This window comes from Mesorhizobium sp. M1329 (genome assembly GCF_040318035.1).
Classification (GTDB): Bacteria; Pseudomonadota; Alphaproteobacteria; order Rhizobiales; family Rhizobiaceae; genus Mesorhizobium.
The window spans coordinates 95400-119376 of record NZ_JAMYLN010000011.1 but is presented as its reverse complement, the minus strand read 5'-3'; the positions used below and the strand labels follow the sequence as shown (position 1 = coordinate 119376).

At 61.8% G+C, this 23977-nt stretch carries 25 protein-coding genes, 1 other RNA gene and 1 pseudogene; 19 read left to right on the top strand and 8 right to left on the bottom strand.

What is annotated here, in order from left to right; genetic code table 11:
- Positions 1 to 132 precede the first annotated feature (132 nt).
- Both NKH21_RS13845 and NKH21_RS13840 read left to right on the top strand, forming a co-directional pair.
- Positions 133 to 429, top strand: a complete 297-nt coding sequence (locus tag NKH21_RS13845; RefSeq protein ID WP_352450871.1) for a hypothetical protein — start codon at positions 133 to 135, stop codon at positions 427 to 429.
- A gap of 305 nt (positions 430 to 734) precedes the next feature.
- Positions 735 to 1049, top strand: coding sequence for a hypothetical protein (locus NKH21_RS13840; RefSeq protein ID WP_352465658.1), 315 nt, complete (start codon positions 735 to 737; stop codon positions 1047 to 1049).
- A gap of 14 nt (positions 1050 to 1063) precedes the next feature.
- Here the strand turns inward: NKH21_RS13840 and NKH21_RS13835 are convergent, their stop codons facing one another.
- On the bottom strand, positions 1064 to 1654 hold the full coding sequence (locus NKH21_RS13835; RefSeq protein ID WP_502895519.1) for a GntR family transcriptional regulator: 591 nt from the start codon (positions 1652 to 1654) through the stop codon (positions 1064 to 1066).
- Between the two features lie 166 nt (positions 1655 to 1820).
- Here NKH21_RS13835 and NKH21_RS13830 point away from each other — a divergent pair, with 166 nt between their 5' ends.
- The 13 genes and pseudogenes from NKH21_RS13830 to NKH21_RS13770 all read left to right on the top strand — a co-directional run bounded on the left by NKH21_RS13830 (position 1821) and on the right by NKH21_RS13770 (position 16537).
- A complete protein-coding gene (locus tag NKH21_RS13830; RefSeq protein WP_352666102.1) occupies positions 1821 to 2714 on the top strand; it encodes a dihydrodipicolinate synthase family protein in 894 nt (297 codons plus the stop codon).
- Positions 2715 to 2762: 48 nt separating this feature from the next.
- A complete protein-coding gene (locus NKH21_RS13825; protein ID WP_352666103.1) occupies positions 2763 to 4013 on the top strand; it encodes an NAD(P)/FAD-dependent oxidoreductase in 1251 nt (416 codons plus the stop codon).
- A 28-nt stretch (positions 4014 to 4041) separates the two neighbouring features.
- Positions 4042 to 5043 carry a 4-hydroxyproline epimerase gene (locus NKH21_RS13820; protein WP_352865565.1) on the top strand — a complete coding sequence of 334 codons (1002 nt, stop codon included), beginning with the start codon at positions 4042 to 4044 and terminating at the stop codon, positions 5041 to 5043.
- 335 nt (positions 5044 to 5378) lie between these two features.
- On the top strand, positions 5379 to 6281 hold the full coding sequence (locus NKH21_RS13815) for a branched-chain amino acid ABC transporter permease (protein ID WP_352666105.1): 903 nt from the start codon (positions 5379 to 5381) through the stop codon (positions 6279 to 6281).
- Positions 6282 to 6285: 4 nt separating this feature from the next.
- Positions 6286 to 7914 carry a high-affinity branched-chain amino acid ABC transporter permease LivM gene (gene livM, locus NKH21_RS13810; RefSeq protein ID WP_352666106.1) on the top strand — a complete coding sequence of 543 codons (1629 nt, stop codon included), beginning with the start codon at positions 6286 to 6288 and terminating at the stop codon, positions 7912 to 7914.
- A pseudogene (locus NKH21_RS13805) lies at positions 7914 to 9050 on the top strand (ABC transporter ATP-binding protein); the annotation flags it as partial. The gene livM and the pseudogene NKH21_RS13805, both read left to right, overlap by 1 nt.
- 8 nt (positions 9051 to 9058) lie before the next feature.
- Entirely contained in the window at positions 9059 to 9787 is a 729-nt protein-coding gene (locus tag NKH21_RS13800) for an ABC transporter ATP-binding protein (RefSeq protein ID WP_254816420.1), read from the top strand.
- A 30-nt stretch (positions 9788 to 9817) separates the two neighbouring features.
- Positions 9818 to 10165 (top strand): DUF6867 family protein, encoded by a 348-nt coding sequence (locus NKH21_RS13795; protein WP_254816421.1) that lies wholly within the window; start codon positions 9818 to 9820, stop codon positions 10163 to 10165.
- A 138-nt stretch (positions 10166 to 10303) separates the two neighbouring features.
- A complete protein-coding gene (locus NKH21_RS13790; protein ID WP_352666107.1) occupies positions 10304 to 11434 on the top strand; it encodes a branched-chain amino acid ABC transporter substrate-binding protein in 1131 nt (376 codons plus the stop codon).
- 231 nt (positions 11435 to 11665) lie between these two features.
- Positions 11666 to 15124, top strand: a complete 3459-nt coding sequence (gene pyc / locus NKH21_RS13785) for a pyruvate carboxylase (RefSeq protein ID WP_352666108.1) — start codon at positions 11666 to 11668, stop codon at positions 15122 to 15124.
- Positions 15125 to 15399: 275 nt separating this feature from the next.
- The gene (locus NKH21_RS13780; RefSeq protein WP_023719653.1) at positions 15400 to 15660 is read left to right on the top strand and encodes a DUF2312 domain-containing protein; all 261 of its coding nucleotides are present in this window, start codon (positions 15400 to 15402) and stop codon (positions 15658 to 15660) included.
- Positions 15661 to 15711: 51 nt separating this feature from the next.
- Positions 15712 to 16152: a hypothetical protein gene (locus NKH21_RS13775; protein WP_352666109.1), complete on the top strand. Its 441-nt coding sequence runs from the start codon at positions 15712 to 15714 to the stop codon at positions 16150 to 16152.
- Positions 16153 to 16222: 70 nt separating this feature from the next.
- Positions 16223 to 16537, top strand: coding sequence for a hypothetical protein (locus tag NKH21_RS13770; RefSeq protein WP_352666110.1), 315 nt, complete (start codon positions 16223 to 16225; stop codon positions 16535 to 16537).
- Positions 16538 to 16540: 3 nt separating this feature from the next.
- Here NKH21_RS13770 and msrB read toward each other — a convergent pair whose 3' ends face one another.
- From msrB to NKH21_RS13735, 7 genes are all read right to left on the bottom strand, one after another.
- The gene (msrB, locus tag NKH21_RS13765) at positions 16541 to 16945 is read right to left on the bottom strand and encodes a peptide-methionine (R)-S-oxide reductase MsrB (RefSeq protein WP_287151808.1); all 405 of its coding nucleotides are present in this window, start codon (positions 16943 to 16945) and stop codon (positions 16541 to 16543) included.
- 110 nt (positions 16946 to 17055) lie between these two features.
- A complete protein-coding gene (locus NKH21_RS13760) occupies positions 17056 to 17877 on the bottom strand; it encodes an MBL fold metallo-hydrolase (RefSeq protein WP_352666112.1) in 822 nt (273 codons plus the stop codon).
- Entirely contained in the window at positions 17878 to 19068 is a 1191-nt protein-coding gene (locus NKH21_RS13755; RefSeq protein WP_352666114.1) for a vWA domain-containing protein, read from the bottom strand.
- 9 nt (positions 19069 to 19077) lie between these two features.
- Positions 19078 to 19482 (bottom strand): type II toxin-antitoxin system HicB family antitoxin, encoded by a 405-nt coding sequence (locus tag NKH21_RS13750; RefSeq protein ID WP_352666116.1) that lies wholly within the window; start codon positions 19480 to 19482, stop codon positions 19078 to 19080.
- A gap of 8 nt (positions 19483 to 19490) precedes the next feature.
- Positions 19491 to 19685, bottom strand: a complete 195-nt coding sequence (locus tag NKH21_RS13745) for a type II toxin-antitoxin system HicA family toxin (protein ID WP_352865559.1) — start codon at positions 19683 to 19685, stop codon at positions 19491 to 19493.
- 62 nt (positions 19686 to 19747) lie between these two features.
- Entirely contained in the window at positions 19748 to 20194 is a 447-nt protein-coding gene (locus NKH21_RS13740; RefSeq protein WP_352666120.1) for a GNAT family N-acetyltransferase, read from the bottom strand.
- A gap of 118 nt (positions 20195 to 20312) precedes the next feature.
- On the bottom strand, positions 20313 to 21152 hold the full coding sequence (locus NKH21_RS13735; protein ID WP_352666121.1) for an AAA family ATPase: 840 nt from the start codon (positions 21150 to 21152) through the stop codon (positions 20313 to 20315).
- A 176-nt stretch (positions 21153 to 21328) separates the two neighbouring features.
- Here NKH21_RS13735 and ssrS point away from each other — a divergent pair.
- From ssrS to NKH21_RS13715, 4 genes are all read left to right on the top strand, one after another.
- A non-coding RNA gene (gene ssrS / locus NKH21_RS13730) (6S RNA) lies at positions 21329 to 21484 on the top strand.
- A 135-nt stretch (positions 21485 to 21619) separates the two neighbouring features.
- A complete protein-coding gene (locus tag NKH21_RS13725; RefSeq protein ID WP_352666122.1) occupies positions 21620 to 22207 on the top strand; it encodes a 5-formyltetrahydrofolate cyclo-ligase in 588 nt (195 codons plus the stop codon).
- A gap of 81 nt (positions 22208 to 22288) precedes the next feature.
- The gene (locus NKH21_RS13720) at positions 22289 to 23113 is read left to right on the top strand and encodes a TIGR00282 family metallophosphoesterase (RefSeq protein ID WP_023678036.1); all 825 of its coding nucleotides are present in this window, start codon (positions 22289 to 22291) and stop codon (positions 23111 to 23113) included.
- Positions 23114 to 23183: 70 nt separating this feature from the next.
- Positions 23184 to 23948 carry a TerC family protein gene (locus NKH21_RS13715; RefSeq protein ID WP_023678035.1) on the top strand — a complete coding sequence of 255 codons (765 nt, stop codon included), beginning with the start codon at positions 23184 to 23186 and terminating at the stop codon, positions 23946 to 23948.
- Positions 23949 to 23977: the final 29 nt, after the last annotated feature.

The following is a 23977-nucleotide window of genomic DNA, read 5'->3' as shown; positions in this document are numbered from 1 at the left end:
CTAATGTGATGGAACCAAGAAGGCAGCAATCTTCTTAGGTTGCAGTCCTGCCGCGAAGGACACGCTGGCAGATCAACCAACGGCGCTGGTGACGGCTCCGGGGGATATCGTCCGGCGCAAAGGAGGTGTCAGATGACACGTCTCATGGCGACTATAGCTTGCGCTGCGATGGCGCTTTCCGCCGTCCCGGCAATGGCTGCCGAGCAATGTGCGGCACGCGCCGATATGGTCAAGGCGCTCGGCGAGAAGTTTCATGAAAACCCTAGCGCGGTCGGCGTCGTCAATCCGAATGTGGTGCTTGAAGTCTTCGTTTCCGACAAAGGCACATGGACCATCCTCGCCAGCGACACAAAAGGTCAAAGCTGCGTGATTTCAGTCGGCGAAGGCTGGGAGAGCGCGATGACGATAGCGGCGCTGCCAGGCACCTGAAGTAGGCCTTTCCTATTCACCTGGCCGCAGCCTCGGCACGGTAGCCGGGCAGCGGCCTTATTCTCGGCGACCTTGAAACGGATCTCCCCGCGCCCGCTTAAGGCGCGCATCGCTTGCTATTTTTCGTTAGCGATACCATATATCGAACATAGCGAGAACATCCAGAATCGTTCCCGCTGACGGCAGACCGGAACACGGAAAGGAGCGACGCGATGATGACGCCGGAACCGGCCTGGATCGCTCCGGCAAAATGAGGCCGTCAATCACCTCCCTTTGCCGGATCGTGATGGCAAAGGAGGTGCCCTATGGCACGCAAATCGCTGTTAGGATGGGTGAAGACCGTAGCTTTTGCTGGCTTATTCGCGGTGGGTACGAATGCCGCAAGCGCCCAATATCAATACTGCGTTGAACATGGCGCCCTCGTCGCCCACCTGACTGAGAATTTCCAGGAAAAACAGTTTGCTCTCGGACTGATCGGTCAGGAGGCGGTCATGGAAGTTTTTGTCGCCGATAGCGGAAGCTGGACGGTCATCGTGACCGACGTCGCCGGCAGAAGCTGCATTGTCGCAGCCGGCGAAAATTGGGAAAGCGTAGAGGCCCTGCCCGGCCAAAACTCATGAGGGAGCGGGCGGCGTCAGCGCGTAGCCGCTGCCTCAGCGTGGCCGCGCAGCAGCGCCATCAGCCGCTTGGCGTCCTTGGCCGCGGCCTCTTCGTCGCCGGCGAGGATCGAGCGGATCAGCGCGACGTGGTGCTCGGCGGATTCGGCCAAGCCGGTGTCGGCCTTGTAGCGAAACCAGAAGCGGCGGCTGTGGGTTTGCAAGGGCGCCGCCAGGCGCGCGGCGAACGGGTTGTCGGCAGCCAGCGCCAGCGCTTCGTCGAGCGCCTTGTCGGCCTGGATGAAGTAAAACACATTTTCCGAAATCACCGCCTTTTGCATGGCAAGGGCAGCGTCATGAAACAGGTCGGCGGCCTCGCGGGTGACGAAGCGGGCGGCCGAGCGGGCAAGCACCACCTCGACGCCACGGCGGGCGTCGAGGACACGCAGCCAGTCGCCGGGGTGAAGCGGCGCGATGGCGATGCCGGCGCGCGGCCGGACCTCAAGCAGCCCCTCCCAGGCCAGCCGCTGGATCGCTTCGCGAACCGGGGTGCGGCCGAGGCCGAGCCTGTCGATCAGCGCCCCCTCGGTGATGAAGCTCGCCGGCGCCAGTTCGAGCGTTACGATCATGTGCTCGAGCCTGCGGTAGGCCTTCGCAGTTGCCGGCTCGGAGCCCGGGCTGTCATATACCAATGCGGCATCTCCTGATATATTGTTGATATATCATAGCGGATTCAATGTTGACAGCCGGCTTCTTAAGAAATATACGACTGATATATCAGATGGAGCGATCGACATGTGGGCCGGAGTCTTCCCCGCCGTTACGACCAAATTCACCGAGGACGACAGCCTCGACCACGCCGAGATGGAGCGCTGCTTTGCGCTGCAGATGGAGGCCGGCTGTGACGGCATCATCGTCTGCGGCTCGCTTGGCGAAGGCCCGATGCTGTCGCATGACGAGAAGATCGCGGTGCTGAAGACCGCGCAGAAGGTCGCCGGCAAGAAGCCGGTGCTGTTGACGGTCAACGAGGCCGGTACACGCGAGGCGGCGGCGATCGCGCGCCGCGCCGCCAAGGAAGGCGCCAATGGTTTGATGGTGGTGCCGAGCCCGATCTACCATACCAATGCCGAGGAGACGGTCGCGGCACTCAGCGCCGTCGCCGCGGCCGGTGATCTGCCGGTGATGATCTACTCCAACCGGCTTGCTTATCGCGTCGACGTCACTGTCGACCAGATGGAGGAGTTGGCGAAAGACCAGCGCTTCGTTGCCATCAAGGAGTCCTCCGACGACATCCGCCGCTCGACCGAGATCATCAACCGTCTCGGCGATCGCTACGACCTGTTCACCGGCGTCGATAATCTTGCCTTCGAGGCGCTGTCGGTCGGCGCCATCGGCTGGGTGGCGGGCCTGGTCACCGCGTTCCCGCGCGAGACCGTCGCGATCTACCAGCTGATGAGGCAGGGCCGCCGCGAGGAGGCATTGAAGATCTACCGCTGGTTCCGGCCGCTGCTCGACCTCGACGTCTCGACCTATCTGGTGCAGAACATCAAGCTCGCCGAAGTCTTGGCGATCAACACCAACGACCGCGTGCGCATGCCGCGCCAGCCATTGTCGGGCGAGCGGCGCAAGACAGTCGAAAAGATCGTCAGGGATGCGCTGGCGGTGCGGCCAGAGCTGCCGGCATTCTGATCCAGTCGCTTTGATGGCATTTGCAGATGTGCAGCGCGGCGCATGGCAATGAATGACAATGCTACGCTCGATGTCGCCATCATTGGTGGCGGCATTATCGGCATCTGTGCCGCCGCCTTTCTGGCCGAGGCGGGCCGAAACGTCACGATCTTCGATCGGACAGGGATATGCGAGGAGACCAGTTCCGGCAATGCCGCCGCCTTTGCCTTCTCCGACGTGCTGCCGCTGGCCCACAAGGGCATGATCAGGCAGTTGCCGAAATGGCTCGCCGACCCGCTCGGCCCGCTCAGCATTCCGCCCGCCTATCTGCCGAAGCTGCTGCCCTGGCTGGTCCGCTTCTGGCGTGCCGGCCGAAGCGACCGCTATGAAGCCGGCCTTGCCGCGCAGGCCGGGATGATGAAGCTCGCCGAGGCGGAATGGATGGGCTTGCTCGACCGTTCCGGCACACGGCCGATGCTGCACGAGGACGGCTCGCTCGAACTCTACGAAAGCGAGGCCGAGTTCAAGGCTTCGCTGCCCGGCTGGGCGGCACGGCAGCGCTTCGGCATCGGCTTCAGCCATGTCGAGGGTAGGGCTCTCACAGCCCTGCAGCCCGGCCTGTCGCCGCGCTTCGTCAAGGGAACGTTCGTGCCGGGGTGGAAAACCGTCGCCGATCCCAAGCTGCTTGGAAAGGCCTTGTGGGCCTATGCCGAGGGGTTGGGCGCCGGGTTCGAAAAGGCCCGGATCGAGCGTGTCGAGGCGGGACAGGACGGCGCGATCCTGACCGCGGCCGACGGCACGAGGCGACGGGCGAAGCACGTCGTCATTGCTGCCGGGGCCTGGTCGCATCTGCTGGCGAGACATCTCGGCGACGGCATCCCGCTGGAGACCGAGCGTGGCTACAACACGACGTTGCCGAAGACTGCCTTCGACGTAAGGCGGCAATTGATCTTTTCCGGGCATGGCTTCGTCATCACGCCGCTCGAGACGGGCTTGCGCGTTGGCGGCGCTGTCGAGCTCGGCGGCCTAGAGAGGCCGCCCAATTATGCGCGCTCGAAAGCGCTGCTCGAAAAGGCGCAGAAATTCCTGCCGGGGCTGGATCCGGCCAATGGCCGCGAATGGATGGGCTTCCGACCGTCGCTGCCGGATTCGCTGCCGGTGATCGGGCGGTCGCAACAAACGCCGTCGGTTGTGTATGGTTTCGGCCATGGTCACCTCGGCCTGACCCAGGCCGCGGCGACCGGGCGCTTGATCCGCGAACTTGTTCTCGGGCAGAGTCCATCGCTCGATCTCGGCCCGTTCAGCCCGCAACGGTTTTGAGTTCGAAGACATTCAGTTGGGAGCCGGCATGGCCAAGAATTCCTTCTTCTGCATAGACGGCCACACCTGCGGCAATCCGGTGCGGCTGGTCGCCGGCGGTGGGCCTTTGCTCAAGGGCTCGACGATGATGGAGCGGCGAGCGCATTTCCTGGCCGAATATGACTGGATTCTCACCGGCCTGATGTTCGAGCCGCGCGGCCATGACGTGATGTCCGGCTCGATCCTCTATCCACCGACGCGCGAGGATTGCGACATCGCCATCCTGTTCATCGAAACCTCGGGCTGCCTGCCGATGTGCGGCCATGGCACCATCGGCACGGTAACTTTTGCGGTCGAGCATGGGCTGATCAAGCCGAAGACACCGGGCGTGCTCAGGCTGGATACGCCGGCGGGCGTGGTCGTAGCCGAGTACAGCCAAGTCGGCGACTATGTCGAGGAGGTTCGCATTACCAATGTGCCGTCCTTCCTCTACGCCGAGGGACTGACGGTCGAGTGCCCCGGGCTCGGCGAAATCAGCGTCGATGTCGCCTATGGCGGCAATTTCTACGCCATCGTCGAACCGCAAAAGAACTATCGCGACATGGCCGAGCATTCGGCCGGCGACCTGATCGCCTGGAGCCCGGTGGTGCGGCAACGGCTCAACGAAAAATATACCTTCGTGCATCCGGAGAATCCCGGCATCAACAAGCTGTCGCACATATTGTGGACCGGCGCGCCGACCAACCCGCAAGCCGATGCCCGGAACGCCGTCTTCTATGGCGACAAGGCAATCGACCGGTCGCCCTGCGGCACCGGCACCTCGGCGCGCATGGCGCAGCTTCACGCCAAGGGCAAGCTTGGGGTTGGCGAGGACTTCGTCCATGAATCGATCATCGGGTCGCTGTTCAAGGGCAGGGTGGAGAAAGAGGTCACCGTCGCCGGCAACCCGGCAATCATTCCGTCGATCGGCGGCTGGGCGCGGATGACCGGATTGAACACGATCTTCATCGACGACCGCGACCCGTTCGCGCACGGCTTCGTCGTCAAATAGGGAAATTACTGACGCAAGGGAAAGAAAGAGAGCGCAAACGAATTGCGATCGATCACGCAACGATCCCGCTCATCAACTTATTTTGACGCCGATTTCTTCGAAATAGAGCGCATGCTGCGATTGAATCGTCAAAGACATTGCGTTAGGCCAATGGTAGGGTTCGCGATGGTCCAGGGGTCGGACGGGAACAAAACGGGCAATCGGACGGCGTGCGGCGAAAACACGCATAATGATCGAAAAATCACGTTGCAATCCGGGCTCGAAACTTTACGACTAGGGGAAATACGAAAAGGAATGCGTCTGCATGGGCGACATTCCAGGGGAGCCACGACAGCATGCAGTACTTTGTCCAGCAGCTTATCAATGGGCTGACGCTGGGATCGATCTATGGGCTGATAGCGATCGGCTATACGATGGTCTACGGCATCATCGGCATGATCAATTTCGCCCATGGCGACATTTTTATGATCGGCGCTTTCACCGCGCTCATCGTTTTCCTTATCCTCGGTGCATTGTTCTATTCGCTGCCGATCGTCATTGCGCTGCTGATCATGATGATCGTCGCGATGCTGCTGACCAGCCTGTATAACTGGACGATCGAGAAGGTGGCCTACCGGCCTTTGCGCGGTTCATTCCGGCTGGCGCCGCTGATCACCGCGATCGGCATGTCGATTGCGCTGTCCAATTTCGTCCAGGTGACGCAAGGGCCGCGCAACAAGCCGGTCCCGCCAATGGTGTCCAAGGTCTACAACATCGAAGGCATCAGCGTCTCGCTGAAGCAGATCATCATCGTCCTGGTCACCATAGTCCTGCTGGCGTTGTTCTGGTACCTGGTCAACAAGACTTCGCTCGGCCGGGCGCAGCGCGCCTGCGAGCAGGACCGCAAGATGGCCGCACTGCTTGGCATCGACGTCGACCGCACCATCTCGATCACCTTCATCATGGGCGCCGCCCTTGCCGCCGTCGCCGGCACTTTGTTCCTGATGTACTACGGTGTGGTGGTGTTTTCCGACGGCTTTACGCCCGGTGTGAAGGCATTTACTGCCGCGGTGCTCGGCGGCATCGGCTCACTGCCCGGCGCCGTGCTCGGCGGGCTGATGATTGGCTTCATCGAAAGCATGTGGTCGGCTTATTTCTCGATCGATTACAAGGACGTCGCCGCCTTCTCCATCCTGGCGATCGTACTGATCTTCCTGCCTTCCGGCATTCTCGGCCGGCCAGAAGTCGAAAAGGTCTGAGATCATGGCGGTTACCGTATCTCCGGAAAGCACCGTCGTCGCCACCCCGGTCCAGCGCGCTTTTCGCGAAGCGCTCTATGCCGGCGCCATCGCGCTCGGCCTGTTCGTCCTGTTCATCGGCCTGAAGACCGACCAGAACATTTCCAACGAACTGATCCTCGTGCAGCGCTGGGGCTTGCTCGCCGGCGTCGTGATCGCCACCATGGCCGGACGCTTCCTTTACGTCGCCTATGGCCAACCCTTCCTGGCGAACCAGAAGATCGTCGACGTCGCCACCGGCCTGCTGCCGGTCAGCCTGGCTTCGCGATTCTTCCGCCTTCCCGCGTTCATCGTGGCGCTCGCCGTCGCCGTCATTCTGCTCGCGCTCAGTGGCTTCCTGACCGAGGCCTTAGGGCCGGAAATTTCCGATTTTGTGCGGTTCCTGCGGGCGCTCGCAATCATCTATGCGCTGGCGTGGCTGATTTATCGTTTCCGGGCCTTCATTCATGCTCATTTCTCGGCATTGGGCATAACCGCACTGGCGCTCTACCCGATCGTCGTGGTGTTGGTGCTGGCGCTATATGCCGGGTCCATGGCGGTCGGTTTCCAGGGTTCGCTGAAGTATGTCGACAATTTCGGCATCCAGATCCTGATCTACGTGATGCTGGCCTGGGGGTTGAATATCGTTATTGGTTTGGCCGGCCTGCTCGACCTCGGCTATGTCGCCTTCTACGCCGTCGGTGCCTATGCTTATGCGCTGCTCGGCACGCATTTCGGCCTTTCCTTCTGGATCCTGCTGCCCGCCGCCGGCCTGATGGCCGCATTCTGGGGCGTGATGCTGGGCTTCCCTGTGCTGCGCCTGCGCGGTGACTATCTGGCGATCGTGACGCTCGCTTTCGGCGAGATCATAAGGCTGGTGATCATCAACTGGCGCGAAGTGACCAACGGCTCGGCCGGGATTTCCGGCATCCCGAAGGTCTCTTTCTTCGGCCTGATGTCGTTCAACGTCTCCGACCCGAACTACATCGCCAAGGTGCTCGGCATCGCGCAGTCCGGCGCCTACTACAAGATCTTCCTCTACTACCTGATCCTTGGACTCTGCCTGCTGACCGCCTTCGTCACGGTGAGGCTCAGGCGCCTGCCGGTCGGCCGCGCCTGGGAAGCGCTGCGCGAGGACGAGATCGCCTGCCGCTCGCTCGGCATCAACACCACCACCACCAAGCTCACGGCCTTTGCCACGGGCGCGATGTTCGGCGGCTTCGCCGGCTCGTTCTTCGCCGCGCGGCAAGGCTTCGTCAGCCCGGAATCCTTCGTCTTCCTGGAATCGGCGATCATCCTTGCCATCGTCGTGCTTGGCGGCATGGGCTCGCTGGTCGGCATTGCCGTCGCCGCCATGGTGATGATCGGCGGCACCGAAATCCTGCGCGAACTGGATTTCCTCAAGACCGGCCTGAGTTGGGGCAACATCAAGGTCATACCCGGGTTCGGCCCCGACTTTACGCCGGAGCTTTATCGCATGCTGTTGTTCGGCATGGCCATGGTCATCGTCATGCTGTGGAAGCCGCGTGGCTTCGTCGGCAGCCGCGAGCCGACAGCCTTCCTCAAGGTGCGCAGGGCGGTGTCCGGGTCCTTCACCAAGGAGGGACACGGCTGATGAATGCGAGCCCCTCCGTGAACGATGCCATCCTGCAGGTCGAGCATCTGTCGATGAAGTTCGGCGGTCTCATCGCCATCGGCGATTTGTCGTTCCAGGCCAAACGTGGCGAGATCACCGCGCTGATCGGTCCCAACGGCGCCGGCAAGACCACCGTGTTCAATTGCATCACCGGTTTCTACAAGCCGTCGGAAGGCATGATCACGCTCAACCGGCGCGACGGCTCGACCTTCCTGCTCGAACGCTTGCCGAACCATGAGATCCCGGCGCGTGCCAAGGTGGCGCGCACCTTCCAGAACATCCGCCTGTTCTCGGGCATGACGCTGCTGGAGAACCTTCTGGTCGCCCAGCACAACAAGCTGATGAAGGCGTCCGGCTATACTATTCTCGGCCTGTTCGGCTATAGCGGATACAGACAGGCTTCGGCGGAATCGGTTGAACTGGCCGAGCACTGGCTGGAGAAGGCCGATCTCGTCGACCGCGCCGACGATCCTGCCGGCGATCTGCCATATGGCGCGCAGCGACGGCTCGAAATTGCTCGCGCCATGTGCACCGGCCCTGAGCTTCTGTGCCTCGACGAGCCGGCTGCCGGCCTTAATCCGAAGGAATCGGCGGCACTCAATGCGCTGCTGATGGACATCAAGGACAACACCGGCACGTCGATCCTTTTGATCGAGCACGACATGGCGGTGGTCATGCAGATTTCAGACCATGTCGTCGTGCTCGAATACGGGCGCAAGATCTCCGACGGCAACCCGCAATCGGTACGCACCGACCCGCGCGTCATCGCCGCCTATCTCGGTGTCGAAGACGAGGAAGTCGAGACGGTGCTGACCGAGGTCGGTGACGAAGACGTCATCGAGCAACTGGATACCGGTCCGGATTATGCACACGGCCCGGGCACATCGTCTTCCTATCTCGCCGGACCGGTGGCCGATACGGTCGGCCATAGCGAGGGCGAACGCGTCACCGTGTCAAAGGGCGCTTCGAAAGCCGGGCAGATCGATGCAAGGTCGAGCGCTGCTGCAAAGTCCGGATCGGCCAAAGCCAAATCGGCCACGAAATCTTCCACGGCAAAGCCGGGCAAGGCTCCGGCGAAGCCGAAAACTCCCGGCACCTCTAATCGGCGCGGAGGGCGGAAATAATGGCCGGCACAACGCTGCTCGATATCAAGGGCGTCCAGACCTACTACGGCAACATCAGGGCGCTGAACGGCGTCGACGTCACCGTCAAACAGGGCGAGATCGTGGCGCTGATCGGCGCCAACGGCGCCGGCAAGTCGACACTGATGATGACCATCTTCGGTGCTCCGCGCGCTCGTGCCGGCACCATCACTTTCGCCGGCACCGATATCACCCAGATGCCGACCCACGAGATCGCGCGCATGCGTATCGCGCAGTCGCCGGAGGGCCGGCGCATCTTTCCGCGCATGACGGTGATGGAAAACCTGCAGATGGGCGCCAGCCTCGACGGTCTCAAGCATTACGACGAGGACGTCGAAAGGGTCTTCACGCTGTTCCCGCGGCTCAAGGAACGCGTCGGCCAACGAGGCGGCACACTTTCGGGCGGCGAGCAGCAGATGCTGTCGATCGGCCGCGCGCTGATGGCAAGGCCGAAGCTGCTCTTGCTGGATGAGCCGTCGCTAGGCCTGGCGCCGCTGATCGTCAAGCAGATCTTCGACGCCATTCGCGAGCTAAACCGCACGCAGGGACTGACCGTGTTCCTGGTCGAGCAGAACGCCTTCGGCGCACTGAAGCTCGCCACGCGCGGCTATGTCATGGTCAACGGCAATGTGACGATGAGCGGCACCGGCAAGGAACTGCTCGCCAATCCGGAAGTGCGCGCCGCCTATCTCGAGGGCGGCCATCACTGAGTTTCAGGAGACTTCATCATGCAGGGCATTATGCAGGGCATTCTCTATGAGGAACCCTCGATCTGGCAGTTCTTTTTCGTCACCTGCCTGCTCGGTGGCTGGGCGGCCTGGATGACGGGCAAGGCGTGTGCCCAAACATGGCGCAGCTTCGCCCAGCTATTCGCCTATATGCTGGGGCTCGGCATCGGCGTAAGATTCATCCATCATGCGCTGTTCGGCGGAACGATGTTTTCGCTGCATTACTACGTGGTCGATACCATCGTGCTGATGATATTGGGCTTCATTGGCTACCAATACACGCGCACCAACCAGATGGTAACGCAGTATAATTGGCTTTACGAAAGAGCCTCTCTTTTGAGCTGGAAACCAAAAGGTTGACATTTATCATTAACGGCGTTTCAGGGATGAATCGGCGTGACAAGTGCCTGAAAATCGGCAAAGTACTCTTTCTGCGAGCAAGAGTGGGCATCGCATGAAAGCAACATCCACGCCCACTCGGTAAATGGGAGCGTTTCAATGAAAAAGTCACTTTTGTCCGCCGTCGCCCTGACCGCGCTTGTCGCGTTCAGCGGCAACGCGTGGGCTGACATCCTGATCGGCGTTGCCGGTCCGATCACCGGTCCGAACGCGGCGTTCGGTGCCCAACTTCAGAAGGGTGCCGAACAGGCAGTCGCCGATATCAATGCGGCGGGCGGCGTTCTTGGCCAGCAGCTCAAGCTTGAAGTCGGCGACGACGTCTCCGATCCCAAGCAAGGCATCTCGGTCGCCAACAAGTTCGTCGCCGACGGCGTCAAGTACGTCGATGGCCACTTCAACTCCGGCGTCTCGATCCCGGCCTCGGAAGTCTACGCCGAGAACGGCATCCTTGAGATCACCCCGGCCGCGACCAATCCGAAGTTGACCGAACGTGGCATGTGGAACACCTTCCGCACCTGCGGACGTGACGATCAGCAGGGCAAGGTCGCCGGCGACTATCTCGCCGCGAACTTCAAGGATGCCAAGATCGCTGTCATCCATGACAAGACGCCTTATGGCCAGGGCCTCGCCGACGAAACCAAGAAGGCGCTCGCAGCCAACGGCGTGACTGAGGCCATGTATGAAGGCATCAATGTCGGCGACAAGGATTTCTCGGCCCTCATCGCCAAGATGAAGGACGCGGGCGTCACGGTCGTCTACTATGGCGGCCTGCACACCGAAGCCGGCCTGATCATACGCCAGCTCGCCGACCAGGGCCTCAAGGCAACCTTCATGTCCGGCGACGGCATCGTGTCGAACGAATTGGCCTCCATCGCGGGCGACGCCGTCGAGGGCACGCTGATGACGTTCGCTCCGGATCCGCGCAAGAATCCGAACGCCAAGGAACTCGTCGAGAAGTTCCGTGCGGCCGGCTTCGAGCCCGAGGCCTACACCCTCTACTCCTACGCAGCGATGGAAATCATCGCGGCCGCCATTACCAAGACCGGTTCAGCCGATGACGCTCAGAAGGTAGCCGAGACCATCAAGTCGGCCGGCCCCTGGAAGACCGCGATCGGCGAGATCGGCTACGACGCGAAGGGCGATATCACCCGTCCGGACTACGTCATGTACACCTGGAAGAAGGGTGACGACGGCAAATACACCTATGTCGAGAACGCACCCGGCAAATAACCGGACGTTGCTACATGAAAATGCCCGGCGCCTCGCGCCGGGCATTTTTTATAGGAGTTTCCCGAAAGCCTGGATCGGAACTGCCCAGGCGTTCTCCGGACCGACACGCAATGTGTCAGCGTGACCGATCGAACTAAATCGGTTTAATCCCTCTTTTCGATTTTGTTTGCACTGCAGCATTTTCGCGCTAATCATGTCCGGCAGTTCCCTTCCCCGTCCGGAGCCCTGTCCTTGGCAATCTCGAAGATCCTTGTCGCCAACCGCTCCGAAATAGCCATCCGCGTCTTCCGCGCGGCCAATGAACTCGGCCTCAAAACCGTGGCGATCTGGGCAGAGGAGGACAAATACTCCCTGCATCGCTTCAAGGCCGACGAAAGCTACCAGGTCGGGCGCGGGCCGCATTTGACCAGGGATATGGGGCCGATCGAAAGCTATCTGTCGATCGAGGAGGTTATCCGCGTCGCCAGGCTTTCGGGCGCCGATGCCATCCATCCGGGTTACGGGCTGCTGTCGGAGAGCCCGGAATTCGCCGAGGCCTGTGCCAAGGCCGGCATCATCTTCATCGGACCAAAGCCCGATACGATGCGCCGGCTGGGCAACAAGGTCGCCGCCCGCAATCTCGCGATCGAAGTCGGCGTGCCGGTAATTCCCGCGACCGATCCCTTGCCGGACGACATGGCGGCGGTAAAGGAACTTGCCAAGACGATCGGCTACCCGGTGATGCTCAAGGCATCCTGGGGCGGCGGCGGCCGCGGCATGCGCGCCGTCCGCTCCGAGGCCGATCTCCCCCGCGAGGTGATGGAAGGCAAGCGTGAGGCAAAGGCGGCTTTCGGCAAGGACGAGGTCTATCTCGAAAAGCTGATCGAGCGCGCCCGCCATGTCGAGGTGCAGGTACTGGGCGACACGCATGGCAACGCCGTGCACCTGTTCGAGCGCGATTGTTCGATCCAGCGCCGCAACCAGAAAGTGGTCGAGCGGGCGCCGGCGCCGTATCTTGAAATGCCGCAGCGCGAGGAGCTTTGCGGCTATGCGCTGAGGATCGCGCGCGAAACCAGCTATATCGGCGCCGGCACGGTCGAGTTCCTCCAGGATGCCGACACCGGAAAATTCTACTTCATCGAGGTCAATCCGCGTATCCAGGTCGAGCACACCGTCACCGAACAGGTGACCGGCATCGACATCGTCAAGGCGCAGATCCATATCCTCGACGGCTTTGCCATCGGCACGGCGGAATCGGGCGTTCCGGCGCAGAAGGACATCAGGCTCAACGGTCACGCCCTGCAGTGCCGCATCACCACGGAAGATCCCGAGCATAATTTCATCCCCGACTACGGCCGCATCACCGCCTATCGCGGCGCCACCGGCTTCGGTATCCGCCTTGATGGCGGCACCGCCTATTCGGGGGCGGTCATCACCCGCTTCTACGATCCGCTGCTGGAAAAGGTAACGGCTTGGGCGCCGACGCCGGCCGAAACCATCGCCCGCATGAACCGGGCGCTGCGCGAATTCCGCATCCGCGGCGTGGCGACCAACCTCACCTTTCTCGAGGCGATCATCAATCACCCGAGCTTCGCCGACAATTCCTACACCACCAAGTTCATCGACACGACGCCGGAACTGTTCGCCAGCGTGAAACGGCAGGACCGCGCGACCAAGCTGCTCAACTATCTTGCCGACGTTTCGGTCAATGGTCATCCCGAGACGCGCGGCCGGCCGCAGCCAAAGGCCGATGCGGCGCCGCCGGTGGTGCCATATCTCAACGGCAATGTGCCGCACGGCAGCAAGCAGAAGCTCGACGTGCTCGGGCCGGAGAAATTCGCCGCGTGGATGCGCGAACAAAAAGAGGTGCTGGTCACCGACACGACAATGCGCGACGGGCATCAATCCTTGCTCGCGACGCGTGTGCGCACCTATGACATCGCCGGAATTGCCGGCACCTATGCGCGTGCTCTGCCGCAGCTTTTGTCGCTCGAATGCTGGGGCGGCGCCACATTCGACGTCGCCATGCGCTTTCTCACCGAAGACCCGTGGGAGCGGCTGTCGCTGGTGCGCGAGGCAGCACCCAACCTTCTGCTGCAGATGCTCCTGCGCGGCGCCAACGGCGTTGGCTATACCAACTATCCCGACAATGTCGTCCAGCATTTCGTCCGCCAGGCCGCTGCCGGCGGCATCGACCTGTTCCGGGTCTTCGATTGCCTGAATTGGGTCGACAACATGCGCGTCGCCATGGATGCGGTCGGCGCCGAGGGCAGACTGATCGAAGCGGCTATCTGTTATACCGGCGACATACTCGATCCGGCGCGGGCCAAATACGATCTGAAATACTATGTCGGCCTGGCCAGGGAATTGCAGGCGGCAGGCGCCCATATCATCGCCGTCAAGGATATGGCCGGGCTTTTGAAACCGGCGGCGGCCCGCGTGCTGTTCAAGGCACTGCGCGAGGCGACGGACCTGCCGATCCACTTCCACACCCACGACACATCCGGCCTGTCGGCGGCAACCGTGCTGGCGGCGGTGGAGAGCGGCGTCGACGCCATCGACGCGGCGATGGATTCGCTATCGGGCAACACCTCGCAGCCGTGCCTGGGTTCGATCGTCGAGGCGCTGAAAGGCACCGAGCGCGATCCGGGCCTCGACCCGCAATGGATCAGGAACATCTCGTTCTATTGGGAGGCGGTGCGCAATCAATACGCCGCCTTTGAAAGCGACCTGAAGGGGCCGGCATCGGAGGTCTATCTGCACGAAATGCCGGGCGGGCAGTTCACCAACCTCAAGGAACAGGCGCGCTCGCTCGGGTTGGAGACACGCTGGCACGAAGTGGCGCAGACGTATCACGACGTCAATCTGATGTTCGGCGATATCGTCAAGGTGACGCCGTCGTCCAAGGTCGTCGGCGACATGGCGCTGATGATGGTGAGCCAGGACCTGACCGTCGCCGATGTCGAGAATCCGGCGAGGGACATCGCCTTCCCGGATTCGGTGGTGTCGATGTTGCGCGGCGATCTCGGCCAGTCGCCGGGCGGCTGGCCAAAGCCATTGCAGAAGAAGGTGCTGAAGGGCGAAAAGCCGATCACGGTGCGGCCGGGCTCGCTGCTCAAACCGGCGGACCTCAAGGCCAGTCGCACGGAGGTCGAGGAAAAGCTCGAGCGCAAGCTCAGCGAGTTCGAGTTCGCGTCGTGGCTGATGTATCCGAAGGTGTTTTCGGATTTTGCCGCCGCGCAGGAGACCTACGGGCCGGTCAGCGTGCTGCCGACGCCGACCTATTTCTACGGCATGAAGCCGGAAGACGAGATTTTCGTCGATATCGAAAAAGGCAAGACGCTGGTGGTGCGCTGCCTTGCCCTGGGCGATGTCGACGAAAAGGGCATGGTCACCGTGTTCTTCGAGCTCAACGGCCAGCCGCGCCGCGTGAAGGTGCCGGACCGGGCGCATGGCGCGTCCGCTGCCAAGGCGCGGCGCAAGGCGGAGCCGGGCAACGAGGCGCATGTCGGCGCGCCGATGCCTGGCGTCGTCTCGGCGCTTGCGGTCGCTGCCGGTCAGGCGGTGAAGGCCGGCGACGTGCTGCTGTCGATCGAAGCGATGAAGATGGAAACGGCGTTGCATGCCGAACGCGACGGCACCATAGCCGAAGTGCTGGTCAAGGCCGGCGACCAGATCGATGCCAAGGATCTGCTGATCGCATTCGGGTAAGGTGTGCTGATATTCAGGTGATGCCGGCCTGCAAACGCCGGCTTCCTGCGCTTCCGGTGCTCACGTACTCAGGTACGCTCCGCTCCGGTTCTCGGCAGCCATCGTTTTCGGCTCGGCCTGACCTGAATCTCTACACACCTTAAGGCGTGCCCAACCCCTTCATGCCGCATCGATAGCACCTTGACCCGCCGCGCCCGGTCGGGCATCGAACCGCTGCAATTCGCCGCTCGGGTCCCCCCCGAGTCGCGGCGAGAAAACGACGCGGAGAGAAGAATATGGCCGACGACATCACCGAGACCAGCCAGACTGTTGCCGCCGGCCAGCTGCGCGCCTTCATCGAACGCATCGAGCGGCTCGAGGAAGAGAAGAAGACGATTGCCGACGACATCAAGGAAGTGTTCGCAGAGGCCAAGGGCACCGGCTTCGACACCAAGGCGATGCGGTCGATTATCCGGCTGCGCAAGAAGGACCAGGCCGAGCGGCAGGAAGAGGAATCCATTCTCGATCTGTACAAGGCCGCGCTTGGAATGGTGTAAGCCGGTAACAGCCTTGGGCGCCGGTTGCGGCGCCCCTCGACGGTTGGAACCATGAGCGAATTCGATTTTGGCGCCCGCCGCGCCTCTGAATTCCGCCAACGCAGCTTCTGGACGCTGTTCGCGGAACGGCATCCGGATGAAAGGGCTCTGCTGGCGAGGCGCGGACCGTGGTTCTGGCAGCGTGGGCTGCCCGATTTCGCATTGGTCATTTCAATGTATGTCGCGCCTGCGCACAATCATGTCGGCGTCTTCTTCGGCCGCAACGAGAAATTCGGTGCCACGCAAGCCTGGTCGCGGCTGAAGCCGTTCCAGCCGGCCATCGAAGACCGGCTGAAGCTCAGGCCAGAACAAAGTTGCGACGGCCTCGGCATCAATTCGATGTGGCGGGTGAATTGTTTTGCCGAGGACAATTGGCCGGCGATGACCGATTGGCTGGTGACGGAAGCCTCGCGTTTCGAGCGCGCGATTGCCGAAGTTCTGGGTCAGGAATAAAGCAGGGTTCCAGACGCAATCCTTGTGGAAGGGTTGCTCTGGTGAGCAGGGCGAGGGAGCCGGTGGATCGATGACGATCATGTCGCGCGTTGCCGCTTTCTTCCGCTCACGCTGGCTGGGCGGCGTGCCGCTCGATCGGCTGTTCTGGCGCGACCTGGTCATTGTCGGCACAGCGATCAACGTTGCGTCGTCGGTGGCGGCACTCATTCTGCTCGGGCTGAAGCTGCCGCTTGCGCTGGTCCTGGCGGTGCATTTCGCGCCGGTACCCTACAATATCTTCCTGACCTTTGCCGTTTGGCGAACTGCCGGAACATCGAGTGGCGTCAAGGCCTCGCTGATGACGCTTGGCGCCACATTGTGGCTGATCCTGGTGGTCGTGGCCTGACGATCAGGCGGCCGGCTCGAATTTGAGCGCCACGCCGTTGATGCAATAGCGCAGACCGGTCGGCGGCGGGCCGTCCTCGAAGACATGGCCGAGATGGCTGCCGCAGCGGGCACAATGGCACTCGGTGCGGACCATGCCGTAGCTGCGGTCGACGGTGGTCTCGACCGAGCCCGGCACGGGATCGTTGAAGCTCGGCCAACCGGTGCCGCTCTCGAATTTCAGCTTGGATTCAAACAAGGGCTGGTCGCAGCCGACGCAGGAGAAGGTGCCGGCGCGCTTCTCGTACAGCAGCGCGCAGCTTCCCGGCCGCTCGGTGCCGTGGTTGCGCATCACCGCATATTGCTCGGGCGTCAGCCGGGCGCGCCATTCGGCGTCGGTGCGGGTAACGGGGTAGGTGTGGCTGTCCATTTTTTCCTCTTAGCTTATGTCGCTATTTGGGTTGCCTTCCCAACTTCGCCTGAAATAGGCATTTGTTACGGCGTTTGCCCGTATTTCCAAGTCCTGCTGCGAAAAATTCCTCAGGCGATGGCCGCGAGATAGCGCGCAACCGATGATGAAAATGCCGCCTTTGCACCTCCGATGACGTTCTGGTTCCACCATGCGCCGTAGATATGGTCGAATGCGAAAGGCTCCAGCGCAGCCTTGATGCCGAGCACTTTCGTCGCGTTGAGCGGGATATAGTTCGGATAGCTGTACATGAAGCTGACATGACGGCGCGTCGGCGTCACCTGCAGTATGTCGCCGGCCAGGATGGCATTGCCGGTATCGCGCTTCCAGTGCAGCACCTGGCCACCGGCAAAGTGGCCGCCGCAGCGGATGAGCGTCAGCGACGGGTTTATGGCGCGCGTCTCGCCTTCCCAGCTGATGATCGCCGGATGCGGCCGCATGATCCATTGACGATCATCGGCGTGCAGATAAATCGGCACGCCGCCAAACGCCTCGCTCCATTCGACCATTGCCGAATAATAGTGGCAATGCGAAATGGCGATGGCGGCCAGGCCGCCCCGGCGGTTGATCTCCGCCACCGCCTCGTCGCTGACCATCGAGATGCAGTCCCACAGCACATTGCCGTGCGGCGTTTGCGCCAGCAACGCCCGCTGGCCGATGGCGAAGCGCGGCTCGATGCCGAAAGCGAGCGCGCCGGCATCATCCTTGATCACGACCCGATACCCGGCGGCGAGCTCTTCCGGCGTGGTCCAGGCCTGGCCCTCCCAGCGCACATATTGCCGCTCGTCCTCGCAGATCGGGCAATGTCGCGGCGACGTCGCTGTCGCCGCGAACTGGACACCGCATTGCAGGCAAAGGAAACAGGTCGACCGTCCTGTTTTGCGTGGATCCATTCAGTGCTTCCTTGAAAGTTGCTTCGTCGCGGCTTCGAGGCCGGCGAGCGTCAGCGGAAACATGCGGCCGCCAAAGATATCGCGGATCATGGCAATCGAATGGGTATAGCCCCAGTTCTTCTCGGCTTCGGGGTTGAGCCAAATGGCGTTCGGCCATTGCTGCAGCAGCCGGCCGAGCCAGACGGCGCCGGCCTCCTTGTTCCAGTGCTCGACCGAGCCGCCGGGTTGGGCAATCTCATAGGGGCTCATCGAGGCGTCGCCGACGACGATCACCTTGTAGTCGGGGCCATATTTATGGAGGAGATCGAAGGTCGGAATCACCTCGGCATGGCGGCGGCGATTGTCCTTCCACACCCCTTCGTAGAGGCAGTTGTGGAAGTAGAAATATTCGAGCTGGCGGAACTCGGCGCGGGCGGCCGAGAACAGCTCTTCGACACTCCTGATATGGTCGTCCATCGAGCCGCCGACATCGAAGAAAATCAGCAGCTTGACGGCATTGCGACGTTCGGGTTGTGTCTTAACGTCAAGATAACCGTGCTCGGCGGTGGCGTGGATGGTGCCGGGCAGGTCGAATTCCTCTTCGGCGCCTTCGCGCACCCAGCGGCGCAGGCGCTTCAGCGCGACCTTGATGTTGCGGGTGCCGAGTTCGACGGCGTCATCGAAATTCCTGAACTCGCGCCTGTCCCAGACTTTTACCGCGCGGCGGTTGCGGCTTTCGTGCTGGCCGATGCGCACGCCTTCGGGATTGTAGCCATAGGCGCCGAAGGGCGAGGTGCCGCCGGTGCCGATCCATTTCGAACCGCCCTGATGCCGGCCCTTTTGCTCCTCCAACCGCTTCTTCAGCGTCTCCATCAGCTTTTCGAAGCCGCCCAGCGCCTCGACCAGTTTCTTCTCCTCGTCGGTCAGGTGCTTTTCGGCGAGCCTCCGCAGCCATTCCTCCGGGATGTTTGCGACATCGACCGGGTCTTCGCCGGCCAGCGCCTCGACACCTTTAAAGATGTGCGAAAAGACCTGGTCGAAGCGGTCGATGTGGCGCTCGTCCTTCACCAGAGCGGCGCGGGCGAGATAGTAAAAGCCCTCGACATCATAGTCGACCAGCCCGGCTTCCAGCCCCTCCAGCAGCGACAGATATTCGCGGAGCGAGACTGGAACCCGCGCTGCCTTCAATTCGAGGAAGAAGGGGATGAACATCGTACGACTTTATCTGTGACCTTCGATCTTCTCCCGTGCGGCGCTGGCGATGAAGGCGGAACGCGTCAGCCCACGCCGGCTAGCCTCCTCGTCGATCGCCGCTAGAAGGCCTGCGTCGAGCGACAGATTGGCCCGGACTGGTCGTCCGGAATCGATCAACACAGGGATCATCACCGCGGATTCACCAGCGGCACTGTCGAGTTCGCCCTGTTGGAGCAACTCCGCCACCGTATGGGGGACCGGCAAGGGCAAGCGTTTCGCCGTGCGTGCTTCGACCCATTCGCGCACGGCGGACGTGGCGTCAGCGATCGCCTCCTCGGGACTTGCGCCGCCACCGTGACATCCGGGAAGATCGGGCACCCGCACTCCCCAGACGTCATTTGCGCCGTCGAGAATTCCGACATAGTGCGTCATGATCGTCCTTAAATCCATCCAGCAAGCCGGGCGATCGACCGCGCGACACCCAGAGATTGTTCGCGATGCCGCGGCACGATGATCATGGTCTCCGGCCTCTCCGGATGCTCATACTTCTCATGCTTGCCGCCGCCTACGTTCACCCAGCCGTCACGTAAAAGCGTCGTGACGATCTTGCGCGTGTTGGTCTCGATCAGCGGCACGGGCAGTCCTGATCATGCGCAATATATTGCGCAACAGTAGCTATTTCAATCGTCGGCAGCCATCACATCAAATCATATTCGATGAAGCCCGTGCGCCGCGCCACGTGGTCGTAGAGCTTGCGCGCGGTGGTGTTGGTCTCGTGCGTCATCCAGTAGACGTTCTTGACGCCGATCTTGCCGGCTTCCTGCTTGACCGCTTCGATCAGGGCGGCGCCGACGCCCTTGCCGCGCACATCGGGATCGGCGAACAGGTCCTGCAGGTAGCAGTTGTTTATCTCCGACCAGCAGGAGCGATGGTAGAGATAGTGCGTCAGGCCGACGGCCTTGCCGTCGAGGGTGGCGATGAAACCTTTTGGCTCGAACTCGCCCGCCGTGAACAGCCGCTTCCAGGTGACGGCGTAAACCGTTTCCGGCAGCTTGGTTTCGTAGAAGGTGAGATAGGCGGTCCACAGACGCCGCCAGTCGGCATGGTCGGATTGCGCAAGCGGGCGGACGGTGATCTCGGTCATTTCGTTTCCCTCTGAACTCGGCCACCCGAAGCTGCCTCCGTGCCTGGCCAAGGGCAACGGTCCAGCACGGGGAAAGCGCTGTCCGGTAGCTTTGGTCGGCTTCCGGCCGACCCGCCCCTCACCCCTGCCGTCTCGCCATGAAGGCCAGGCGCTCGAACAGATGCACGTCCTGTTCGTTCTTCAGCAACGCGCCATGCAATTTCGGCAGCGCATTCTTCGGGTCGGCGCGCAGGTCTTCCGGCGCGATGTCGTCGGCGACGAGCAGGCGGATCCAGTCGAGTGCCTCGGAGGTCGACGGCTTCTTCTTGAGGCCCGGCACGTCACGGATCTCGTAGAACTGGGTCAGTGCTGCTCGCACGAGATTCTGCTTAATGCCGGGATAGTGCACGTCGACGATTTTGTGCAGCGTCTTGACGTCGGGAAAGCGGATGTAGTGGAAGAAGCAGCGGCGCAGGAAGGCGTCCGGCAATTCCTTCTCGTTGTTGGAGGTGATGATGACGATCGGCCTGACGATGGCGCGGATGGTCTCGCCGGTCTCGTAGACGAAGAACTCCATCCGATCCAGTTCCTGCAACAGATCGTTGGGGAATTCGATGTCGGCCTTGTCGATCTCGTCGATCAGAAGCACGACTTTCTTGCCGGCGGCAAAGGCATCCCATAATTTGCCGCGCTTGATGTAATTGCGGATGTCGTTGAAGCGCTCATCGCCGAGCTGGCTGTCGCGCAGCCGCGAGACGGCGTCATATTCATAGAGACCCTGCTGCGCCCGTGTCGTCGATTTGACGTGCCATTCGATCAGATCCAGGCCGAGAGCTGCCGCCACCTGGCGGGCAAGTTCGGTCTTGCCGGTGCCGGGCTCGCCCTTGACCAGCAACGGCCGCTCCAGCGCGATCGCCGCGTTGACTGCCACCATCAGATCCTTGTCGGCAACATAGGCTGCCGTGCCTTCGAAACGCATTTTTGCTCCCGGGTTCATCGCGCGACCCTAAGGACGCGGCCTTCGCTGTGCAAGGCGCCGCTGGCGAAGCGGGGATCTTGCGGGCGCTGACCTCGTCGAGGGGTTCTGCGTCGAATTAAGCGCCGAAACATGTCGTCTCTCTGGCGCTTGGTCTGCCGTCTGCCTATATTGGCGGGGACGGTCTGCGCTTCCCGGCAGGAGAACATTTTCCCCGGGGCCTTAATGATCCCTAGGGAGCTGTCCCTGGGAAGACCCGTGGGTTTTCTCATACGGCGCCCACCTACTTTGTAGGTTCCCGGGATCGCTCTCTCCACCGGTTGTGTGGATCGTCACCTATCGAAAAGGCCATATCTGAAGGCCATGTCTGGCGGATCTTGTCGTCGCGCCGCTTTGTGCGGTTCGCGCCGCTCCTCCAAAACGTCGCTCGTAAAACTCCATCCAAATCTGACCTTTTCTATCGTCGGCGCATGACATCCCCAAAAGACCGGAAAAAAAATCTCCGCAACCAAGCCCTCGGGCGCCGCGACGCGCTCGATCCGTTCTGGCGGGTGGAGGCAGCACTCGAAATGGCTGAGACGGCGCGCGACCGGATCACGGTCGAGCCGGGCCAGATCGTCTCAGGCTTCTGGCCGATGCGCTCGGAAGTCGACGTCCGGCCGCTGATGTTTGCCTTGCGCGAAAAGGGGGCAAGGCTCTGCCTGCCGGCCATCCTGGACAAGACCACCATCGTTTTTCGCGAGCTGGTACGCGGCGCGCCGATGATCGACATGGGCTTCGGCACCGTCGGGCCGCATGAGGAAGCCGAGGTGCTCGATCCCCAAACGATGCTGGTGCCGCTTGCCGCCTTCGATTCGCGCGGCCACCGCATCGGGTACGGCGCCGGCTATTACGACCGGGCGATCGCGCGGCTGGCCGACAAGGGGCAACAGCCGCGGCTGATCGGCATTGCCTTCGACTGCCAGGAGGTGGCCCTGGTGCCGGACGAGCCGCATGACATGATCATTCCGGAAATACTCACCGAGAGCGGGTTGCGCCGGTTCGCGCCGAAATTGTAGATAAGTTCCTGGACGCATGATCTTTTCCGAAAGTCATGCAGCTTTTTGCTTCGCTGACCTTCGGTTCGGGATCACGCTTATATGAGACTTCTCTTCCTCGGCGACATGGTCGGCAAGACAGGACGTACGGCGGTGTGGGAACAACTGCCCGGCCTGATCTCGGATTTCAAACTCGACTTCGTCATCGTCAATGGCGAGAACGCCGCCGGCGGCTTCGGCATCACCGAGGAGATTTTTCGCGAGACGATCTCGGCCGGCGCCGATGTCGTCACCACCGGCAACCATGTCTGGGACCAGCGCGATGCGCTGATTTTCGCACCGCGCGAAGAGCGCTTCCTGCGTCCGTCCAATTTCCCCAAGGGTACGCCGGGGCGCGGCTCAGGCGTTTACATCGCCAGGAACGGCGCGCGCGTGCTGGTCGCCAACATCATGGGCCGGGTGTTCATGCATCCCGAACTCGACGATCCGTTCCAGGCCGGCGAGCGCGAACTTGCCGCTTGTCCGCTTGGCGAGCAGGCCGATGCGATCGTCATCGATTTCCATGCCGAGGCGACCTCGGAAAAAATGTGCTTCGCCCATTTCGTCGATGGCCGTGCCAGCCTTGTTGTCGGTACCCATACGCATCAACCGACCGGCGATCACCAGATCCTCAATGGCGGCACCGGTTATATTTCCGATGCCGGCATGTGCGGCGATTACGATTCCTCGCTCGGCATGGACAAGGAGGAGCCGCTCAACCGGTTCTTGTCCAAGGTGCCGAAAGGCCGCTTCGAGGCGTCGACCGGACCGGCGACATTGTGCGGCGTTGGCGTCGACATTTCCGACCGTAGCGGCCTGACCGAACGGATCGCGCCGTTTCGCCGCGGCCCGCGGCTGGAGGAAACGGCCCCATCCTTCTGGTCGTGACATTGATATGGACGCTTGCAATACCCAATTGCCGGCGAAACTGCTCTAGATCGTAGAGGGGACGACCTCCATGCAGCTAGTCGAATTCCTGGCGCCGCATTTCGCCTTTGTCTCCGACCCGACGGCATGGGTCGCGCTGCTGACGCTGATCGTGCTGGAGGTCGTGCTCGGCATCGACAATCTGATCTTCATCTCGATCCTGACCAACAAATTGCCGGTAGCGCAGCGAGCCCGCGCCCGGCGGCTCGGCATCTCCGCCGCGCTGGTGATGCGGCTGATCCTGCTGGCCACCATCTCGATCATCGTCCAGCTGACGACGCCGATATTCACCGCCTTCGGCCATGGCTTTTCATGGCGCGACCTGATCCTGATCGCCGGCGGCCTGTTCCTCGTCTGGAAGGCGACCAAGGAGATCCACCACACGGTCGATCTCGATGATCACCAGGACACTATGATGGGCGAGACATTGCAGCTGTCGCTGGCCGGCGCCATTTTTCAGATATTGCTGCTCGACCTCGTCTTCTCGATCGACTCGATCATCACCGCGGTCGGCATGACCGACGAAATCGCGATCATGTACATCGCGGTGATCGTGGCGGTGAGCGTGATGATGCTGGCGGCCGGGCCGCTGGCTGATTTCATCGCCAGGAATCCCAGCATCGTCATGCTGGCCCTCGGCTTCCTGCTGATGATCGGCATGACGCTGATCGCCGACGGCATGGGTTACCATGTGCCGAAAGGCTACATCTACGCCGCCATGGGCTTTTCGGCACTGGTCGAAGGGCTCAACATGCTGGCGCGGCGGCGGAAGAAGGCAAAGGGCGGCGGGCACTGAGTAGGGTATGTGAATGGTTCACATTGATG

Excerpts from the sequence above, each read along its gene's own strand:
- NKH21_RS13750 (WP_352666116.1), bottom strand. The coding sequence starts at position 19,482 with ATGACGCACTATGTCGGAATTCTCGACGGCGCAAATGACGTCTGGGGA.
- NKH21_RS13835 (WP_502895519.1), bottom strand. The coding sequence starts at position 1,654 with ATGATCGTAACGCTCGAACTGGCGCCGGCGAGCTTCATCACCGAGGGG.
- NKH21_RS13790 (WP_352666107.1), top strand. The coding sequence starts at position 10,304 with ATGAAAAAGTCACTTTTGTCCGCCGTCGCCCTGACCGCGCTTGTCGCG.
- NKH21_RS13735 (WP_352666121.1), bottom strand. The coding sequence starts at position 21,152 with ATGCGTTTCGAAGGCACGGCAGCCTATGTTGCCGACAAGGATCTGATG.
- NKH21_RS13820 (WP_352865565.1), top strand. The coding sequence starts at position 4,042 with ATGGCCAAGAATTCCTTCTTCTGCATAGACGGCCACACCTGCGGCAAT.
- NKH21_RS13795 (WP_254816421.1), top strand. The coding sequence starts at position 9,818 with ATGCAGGGCATTCTCTATGAGGAACCCTCGATCTGGCAGTTCTTTTTC.
- NKH21_RS13815 (WP_352666105.1), top strand. The coding sequence starts at position 5,379 with ATGCAGTACTTTGTCCAGCAGCTTATCAATGGGCTGACGCTGGGATCG.
- NKH21_RS13840 (WP_352465658.1), top strand. The coding sequence starts at position 735 with ATGGCACGCAAATCGCTGTTAGGATGGGTGAAGACCGTAGCTTTTGCT.
- NKH21_RS13780 (WP_023719653.1), top strand. The coding sequence starts at position 15,400 with ATGGCCGACGACATCACCGAGACCAGCCAGACTGTTGCCGCCGGCCAG.
- livM (WP_352666106.1), top strand. The coding sequence starts at position 6,286 with ATGGCGGTTACCGTATCTCCGGAAAGCACCGTCGTCGCCACCCCGGTC.
- NKH21_RS13720 (WP_023678036.1), top strand. The coding sequence starts at position 22,289 with ATGAGACTTCTCTTCCTCGGCGACATGGTCGGCAAGACAGGACGTACG.
- msrB (WP_287151808.1), bottom strand. The coding sequence starts at position 16,945 with ATGGACAGCCACACCTACCCCGTTACCCGCACCGACGCCGAATGGCGC.
- NKH21_RS13800 (WP_254816420.1), top strand. The coding sequence starts at position 9,059 with ATGGCCGGCACAACGCTGCTCGATATCAAGGGCGTCCAGACCTACTAC.
- NKH21_RS13845 (WP_352450871.1), top strand. The coding sequence starts at position 133 with ATGACACGTCTCATGGCGACTATAGCTTGCGCTGCGATGGCGCTTTCC.
- NKH21_RS13775 (WP_352666109.1), top strand. The coding sequence starts at position 15,712 with ATGAGCGAATTCGATTTTGGCGCCCGCCGCGCCTCTGAATTCCGCCAA.
- NKH21_RS13770 (WP_352666110.1), top strand. The coding sequence starts at position 16,223 with ATGACGATCATGTCGCGCGTTGCCGCTTTCTTCCGCTCACGCTGGCTG.
- NKH21_RS13830 (WP_352666102.1), top strand. The coding sequence starts at position 1,821 with ATGTGGGCCGGAGTCTTCCCCGCCGTTACGACCAAATTCACCGAGGAC.
- NKH21_RS13825 (WP_352666103.1), top strand. The coding sequence starts at position 2,763 with ATGAATGACAATGCTACGCTCGATGTCGCCATCATTGGTGGCGGCATT.
- NKH21_RS13715 (WP_023678035.1), top strand. The coding sequence starts at position 23,184 with ATGCAGCTAGTCGAATTCCTGGCGCCGCATTTCGCCTTTGTCTCCGAC.
- NKH21_RS13740 (WP_352666120.1), bottom strand. The coding sequence starts at position 20,194 with ATGACCGAGATCACCGTCCGCCCGCTTGCGCAATCCGACCATGCCGAC.
- NKH21_RS13725 (WP_352666122.1), top strand. The coding sequence starts at position 21,620 with ATGACATCCCCAAAAGACCGGAAAAAAAATCTCCGCAACCAAGCCCTC.
- NKH21_RS13755 (WP_352666114.1), bottom strand. The coding sequence starts at position 19,068 with ATGTTCATCCCCTTCTTCCTCGAATTGAAGGCAGCGCGGGTTCCAGTC.
- NKH21_RS13760 (WP_352666112.1), bottom strand. The coding sequence starts at position 17,877 with ATGGATCCACGCAAAACAGGACGGTCGACCTGTTTCCTTTGCCTGCAA.